9 protein-coding genes and 1 tRNA gene are annotated in these 5,720 nt (G+C 67.1%); 7 read left to right on the top strand and 3 right to left on the bottom strand.

Going from position 1 to position 5,720, the window contains the following annotated elements:
- Together QZS21_RS11415 and QZS21_RS11410 are read right to left on the bottom strand one after the other, a co-directional pair.
- A partial coding sequence (locus QZS21_RS11415; protein ID WP_295583494.1) for a D-Ala-D-Ala carboxypeptidase family metallohydrolase occupies positions 1–338 on the bottom strand: 338 nt, incomplete at its 3' end.
- Between the two features lie 22 nt (positions 339–360).
- Entirely contained in the window at positions 361–849 is a 489-nt protein-coding gene (locus tag QZS21_RS11410; RefSeq protein WP_295583492.1) for a holin family protein, read from the bottom strand.
- A 130-nt stretch (positions 850–979) separates the two neighbouring features.
- Between QZS21_RS11410 and QZS21_RS11405 the strand changes: the two genes are divergently transcribed.
- From QZS21_RS11405 to QZS21_RS11390, 4 genes are all read left to right on the top strand, one after another.
- A complete protein-coding gene (locus QZS21_RS11405) occupies positions 980–1,621 on the top strand; it encodes an undecaprenyl diphosphate synthase family protein (protein WP_295583490.1) in 642 nt (213 codons plus the stop codon).
- Positions 1,622–1,716: 95 nt separating this feature from the next.
- A complete protein-coding gene (locus tag QZS21_RS11400) occupies positions 1,717–1,911 on the top strand; it encodes a hypothetical protein (protein ID WP_295583488.1) in 195 nt (64 codons plus the stop codon).
- 89 nt (positions 1,912–2,000) lie between these two features.
- Complete coding sequence (locus QZS21_RS11395; protein WP_295583485.1) at positions 2,001–2,423, top strand: hypothetical protein; 423 nt, start codon at positions 2,001–2,003, stop codon at positions 2,421–2,423.
- A 323-nt stretch (positions 2,424–2,746) separates the two neighbouring features.
- Positions 2,747–3,526 (top strand): LexA family transcriptional regulator, encoded by a 780-nt coding sequence (locus QZS21_RS11390; protein WP_295583482.1) that lies wholly within the window; start codon positions 2,747–2,749, stop codon positions 3,524–3,526.
- Between the two features lie 123 nt (positions 3,527–3,649).
- Here QZS21_RS11390 and fabG read toward each other — a convergent pair whose 3' ends face one another.
- Positions 3,650–4,384 carry an elongation factor P 5-aminopentanone reductase gene (gene fabG, locus QZS21_RS11385; RefSeq protein WP_295583480.1) on the bottom strand — a complete coding sequence of 245 codons (735 nt, stop codon included), beginning with the start codon at positions 4,382–4,384 and terminating at the stop codon, positions 3,650–3,652.
- Positions 4,385–4,488: 104 nt separating this feature from the next.
- Here fabG and QZS21_RS11380 point away from each other — a divergent pair.
- The 3 genes from QZS21_RS11380 to QZS21_RS11370 all read left to right on the top strand — a co-directional run bounded on the left by QZS21_RS11380 (position 4,489) and on the right by QZS21_RS11370 (position 5,657).
- Positions 4,489–4,565: transfer RNA gene (locus QZS21_RS11380), tRNA-Val, on the top strand.
- 290 nt (positions 4,566–4,855) lie between these two features.
- On the top strand, positions 4,856–5,215 hold the full coding sequence (locus QZS21_RS11375) for a hypothetical protein (protein WP_295583478.1): 360 nt from the start codon (positions 4,856–4,858) through the stop codon (positions 5,213–5,215).
- Between the two features lie 79 nt (positions 5,216–5,294).
- Positions 5,295–5,657, top strand: a complete 363-nt coding sequence (locus QZS21_RS11370; protein ID WP_295583475.1) for a hypothetical protein — start codon at positions 5,295–5,297, stop codon at positions 5,655–5,657.
- Positions 5,658–5,720: the final 63 nt, after the last annotated feature.

Here is a 5,720-nt window from a genome sequence, read left to right as displayed (position 1 = left end):
TACACGCCGATGCCCCCGGCCTTCGGCTGCAAGAACTCCGCGTACTGGGCCACCTCCAGCGGCGCGACCCCGGCGAGGGTGATGTCCGCCGCCGTGCCCAGCAGATGCTGAGATCGTTTTGCGCCGCCAACCTTCGTATTGTAGGCCGCGGTCCGGTAGGCGCTGTTGACGGTAACCGCCCTGCCGAAGTGGTCCCGGATTTTCTGGAGCAGCGTCACCAGCTCCTCCGACACCGGCACCGCGTCCGTGCCGTCCCGGCAGGCGAACTCCCCCACGGTGAAATGCTCGGACAGCTTCACGGCCCCGTCCCGGGCCTTGGAATAGGTTTTGATTCCCATGGTCTCCTCCTTGATCGTCAGATCAGTCCTTCTTTTCTTCCTCTCCGCCCAGCATGCCGCCCGCCGCGCCGTCCAGGGCGTCCTTGCTGATCTCCAGCACCCGGACGATCCACCCCGGCACCGGGGCTCCCATGGCCACGGCGTGCTCCGCCAGACTGCCCAGTTCGCCCACGATGTACCACACGATCACCATAGGCCCCAGCAGCACCGAGTAGGTAAACGGCAGCGTCACGCCCGGCAGGCGGGCCATCATCGTGCCAATGAGCCAGTCCGCCGCCAAAGCCACGCAGACCACAACCACCATTCCCGCCTTGTGCCACGCCCCCTCCCGGAGCCGGGCGCTGGACCAGCGCCCCTCCTTGGCCGCCACCGCGGAGCCGATCAGCCAGTCCGACAGCATCAGCCCCACCCAGGCCACCACCAGCCAGCCGAACCACCCCCACAGGGCCGTCAGCACCGCCACCAGGCCCGAGAGACCCGCCTTGAGTCTCACCATTGTGTTTTCGTTCATGTCTCTTCCTTTCCGGGCAATTGCCCCACGCCGCACACGGCGCAAAATGGTTGGGGCCGAGCGCCGAACCGGCCCCGTCATCAATAATTTCCAGCAGACCATGCATACTAGAGGGGAGGAGCGTGATACTTTGCGAATACCGAAGCATATTGGGATCATTCCGGACGGAAACCGGCGCTGGGCCAGCAGGGCCGGGCTTTCCAAGCAGGCGGGCTACGCCCACGGTCTGGCGCCGGGCCTGGAGTTGCTGCGCCTGGCGCGGGACGCGGGGGTACAGGAGATCACCTACTACGGCTTTACCACCGACAACTGCGGGCGGCCGCCGGAGCAGGTGACGGCCTTTTCCCAGGCCTGCGCCGAGGCCGTGGCGCTGATCGCCGCCGAGCCCGTCTCCCTGCTGGTGGTGGGCGACGGCGCCGCCCCCGCCTTCCCCAAGGCCCTGCTGCCCTACGCCCGCCGGCAGGATTTGAACGGCGGCGGCATCCGCGTCAACTTCCTGGTGAACTACGGTTGGGAGTGGGATCTGGCCGGACTGGACGCCCCCGGCGGAAACCGCCGGAAAATTTACGGCGCGCTGCGCTCCCACGACGTCTCCCGGGTGGATCTGGTGATCCGCTGGGGCGGTATGCGGCGGCTGTCCGGCTTTCTGCCGGTGCAGTCCGTCTACGCTGACTTCTTCGTGGTGGACCGGCTGTGGCCCGATTTTCAGCCGGAGGACTTCTCCCAGGCCCTGGCGTGGTACCAGTCCCAGGACGTAACTCTGGGCGGCTGAGAGGCGGGGTGGAGACCCTTTTCGGCGAAAACCGTCCCTTCCTCTGGACAACCGTGGAAAAACCGTATAGAATGGCCTCAAAGGAGGGGTGTGGAATGTCTCAGGACGCACCGTTTGCCGGGCTCGACTTGAAGCAGCTGATCGGCGGGCCCCTGTCCGCTGCGGCGGACGGCCAGCTGCATCTTGCACAGGAGACCGCCGCCTTCCTCTCCGCCGCCGGCGAACTGCCGCCCTCCGCGGCAACCGCCGTGCCGCCCGTCCATCCCGGCGAAACGCCGCCGGAGGAATGACACCGGCCTGCGGCGCCGGAGGGCACCGCCCGCCTGGCAGGCGCCCGGCACAAACGGCAGCGGACTTCTAAAGCATGGGGGCACTTTCTATGTTTTCACAGTCCACGCAGCTTCTGATGGCGGACGGCTCCACGCGTCTGGCCGAGGCGCTCCACATCGGGGACCTGCTCCAAACGTCCACCGGCATGGCGCGCATCACCAATATCTTCACAGGCATGGAGGAAACCCTGTACCGGCTGGTCGCCGGAGAGCGGTGCCTGGTGGTCTCCGAAGGGCAGCCGATCTGGAACGGCCACGGCTTCATCCCGGCCTCCAAAATCAAACCCGGCATCGCCCTGCAGGGCTCCAACGGGTGGACCGCCTTCGACTTGCAGGTGACTCAGTGCAAGGCCATCCCATACAACGAGAAGGTCTACGGCTTTCAGCTGGAGCCCTCGGAACACGGCATCCTATACGCCGACGGAATCCCCGTGGGGGATTTTGACTGTGAGATCTCCCAAGCCGCCCCCTGACCGGGGCGGCTTTTCCCCGCTTACCCCCCCCCTTTGCCGGTCCCTCGCCCCCATCTCCGATACGCGGAGGGCGGAGAGACGAAAACACACGCCGCCGGTGGGGCGGGGCGGTCCGCCGGTCCTGCCCCCCTGCGGCCTCCGCTGTCTACTCTGCCGCCGCGGAAACGATCTCGACTGCCGCCGTTTAACGCGATTTGCGGATTCCGTATGTCTATAATACCGCGTTATGTGGATTATGTCAAGGGGTATATTCACATTTCGCGGATTTTTGATTGACTTCACGGCATCCGCGTATTATAGTGGGATGGGAAGGAGGCGCTTTCATGTATCAGAATCTGAAACTCTTCCGAGAGAGCCTGTCCATGACGCAAAAGGAATTTGCCGCGGCCCTGGGCATCGGCCAGACCACCTACAACGGCTATGAGACCGGGGCCCGCGACCCGAAATCCGATTTCTGGGTCGCCGTGGCGCAGAAATACAACGTCTCCATCGACTATCTGATGGGCCGCCGCAGCGACCCCCACCCGCTGCCCGAGGGAAACAAAAAAGCCCCGTCCCTGTCGGACGGAGCCATGCAGCTGGGGCGGGACTATGACGCGCTGGACATCTGGGGAAAGCAGGCCGTCCGGGAGCTGGCGGACACGGAGCTGGCCCGGGTGGAGGACGAGAGCCGCTTCCTGGCGGAGACCGCCCTGGCGCCGGAGCCGAAGGTAGTCCCCCTGTTCCTCTCCCCCGCCGCCGCCGGCATCGCCGCCCCCATCATGGGCGAGGACTACGAGGACTACACCTTGGCGCCGGAGGACCCCCAGGGGTCCATGTTCGCCGTCCGGGTGCAGGGGGACAGCATGGCGCCCCATTTCCCCGACGGCTCCACCGTGTTTTGCAGCAAGGACCCCCTCCAGGACGGCGACATCGGCGTGTTCGCCGTGGACGGCGGCAGCGTGGTGAAGCAGTACCACAAGGAGGGCGGCATCGTGTACCTGTTCTCCCTGAACCGGCAGCGGGAGGACGCCGACGTGGTGCTTCCCTCCACCAGCGGGCGGGGCTTCGCCTGCATGGGCCGGGTCATCACCAAGCGGCGCTTCCCCGTGCCCGGCCGCTGACGGCCCTCCCCGGGCAGCCGCCCCGCGTTCCCGGCACCGCCGGGAAGCCCGCTTTTCCGCAAAAAAACGGCCGCCAAATGGCGGCCGTTTTTCATGGAACCGGAGACGTCGCCTCTAGCGCCGCTACACGGTGAAGCCGCCGTCGGCGGTCAGCACCTGGCCCGTCAGGAAGGAGGCCCTCTCCGAGGCCAGAAAGGCCACGGCGTGGGCCACCTCCTCCGGCGTGCCCAGGCGGCCCAGGGGGGTCTCCTCCACCAGCAGCGCCCGGGTCTCCCCGCCCAGCGCCCGCACCATATCCGTCTCCACGCACCCCGGCGCCACGGCGTTTACCCGGATGCCGGAGGGGGCCAGCTCCAGCGCCAGGGAGCGGGTCAGCCCCACCACGGCGGCCTTGGAGCAGGCGTAGGCCACCTCGCAGCTGGCCCCCCGCAGCCCCCAGATGGAGGAGAGGTTGACGATGCAGCCCCGCTTCTCGTGGAGCATGTGGGGCAGCACCGCCCGGATGGCGTTCCGGGCGCCGGTGAGATTCACCGCCAGGATCCGGTCCCACGCCTCGTCGCTGACGTCCTGAAACAGGCCCTGGTGGGAGATGCCGGCGTTGTTCACCAGCAGCTCCACGGGGCCCCAGGCCGCCTCCACCGCCGCCACCATGGCCGCCACCGCCCTGGGGTCCGCCACATCCGCCCGTACCGCCATGGCCCGGTGCCCCTCCGCCCGGAGCTGGTCCGCCAGCGCCTCCGCCTCCGCCTGCCGCGCCAGATAGTTGACGCACACCGCCCGGCCCTCCCGGGCCAGCTCCCGGGCAATGGCCCGGCCAATGCCCCGGGACGCCCCGGTGACCAATGCAATTTCTTCCATTTCCATTTCCTCCCCAGTTTGCAGGGGGACGTTGTTCCATAAAAATCCGCAAAAAAGTGTTGACAAATGGGTGAAATTCGTGTATCCTATATTCGTTCCGCTTCGGACGATTAGCTCAGCTGGCTAGAGCACCTGCTTGACGTGCAGGGGGTCACAGGTTCGAGTCCTGTATCGTCCACCACAAAAATCCTTAGAGCCGCAAGGCTTTGAGGATTTTCTTTTTTGTCAGCCCTTCCTGCGTGGTCGCCATATGGGCAGCAACAAGCATCCCTATTGCAAGATCATACGGAAAAATCCCGGGAAAGTCAAGGGGCGCCGCCGGCCCACCGGAGGGGGCGCCGCCGGCAAACGTTTCCCCCGGGTATTTGCAGGGGAGATTCGCCCCGCCGGGAACGCACCGCTGCGGCCAAACGGCCGCCGAAACCAGATCGGGGCGCTCCCGGCAACCCGGAGCGCAGAGAGGAGGCCCTCATGCAGCATCCCACCCAGGCGGACATGGAAGCCGCGCTGGCGGCCATCGACGCCATGCTGGACAGGAGCGTGCGGGCCCAGGCCAAGTTCCGGCCGGGGACGGCCCAGCACACCCTGCTGGAAAACAGAAACCGTGCGCTGGCGCTGGCGGGCGCGCTGCTCCGGGAGGCATGCGGCCTCTGCGCCCCACAGGACCCCGCCGGGCGGGATGGGGCCGCGGCCGCCGTCCCCATCCGGTCCCTGTTGAGCAAGTCCGAAAAAGTCCTGGCCAAGCTGCGCCCCGGCACCTGGCAGTACGCCCGGCTGGAAACGCAGGTCCGGGCCCTGGCGCTGGTCCTGCCGCTCCTTACAGAGGGCTGAAAGGCCCCCGGACAGGCGCCCGGCGGTTCCCCTTTCCCGCCGGGCCGCATACCCTGGGATAAGAAGGGAGGTGCCCATCATGTTCATGCAAGCCGTCGTGATCGAGGTGCAGAGGAACCGTCTCTTGGTCCTCGACCTTGAAACACGGCAGAATGTCCTTGTCAATACGCCGGTCGCCCGTCAGTTCCGGCCCGGCGATTTTATCAATATCTGGTACAACGGCGTCATGACCCGCAGCATCCCGCCGCAGATCACCGCCCTGCGCATCACCGCGGCGCAGCCGAGCCTGCCCATGCCCTGCCCGCCCAACGGATGCGCTCCCGGGATCCGCCCGCCCGTGCTGTGGCCGCCGATTCTGCTGCCGCCGCCGGGAAGGCCCCCTGCGGGCCGTCCGCCGGACCACCGTCCCGGCGGGCCCAACCGCCCCGGAAGACCCCGCTGACCCCCGCGCCCCCACCGCCCCCTCACCGGGGCGGTGTGTTCCGTCCGGACGCGCCAAGCGGGC

Source organism: uncultured Oscillibacter sp., from assembly GCF_900544955.1.
Lineage (GTDB): Bacteria > Bacillota > Clostridia > Oscillospirales > Oscillospiraceae > Oscillibacter.
Note: the sequence above shows the minus strand (reverse complement) of the source record. Positions and strands in the feature narration are given on the sequence as shown.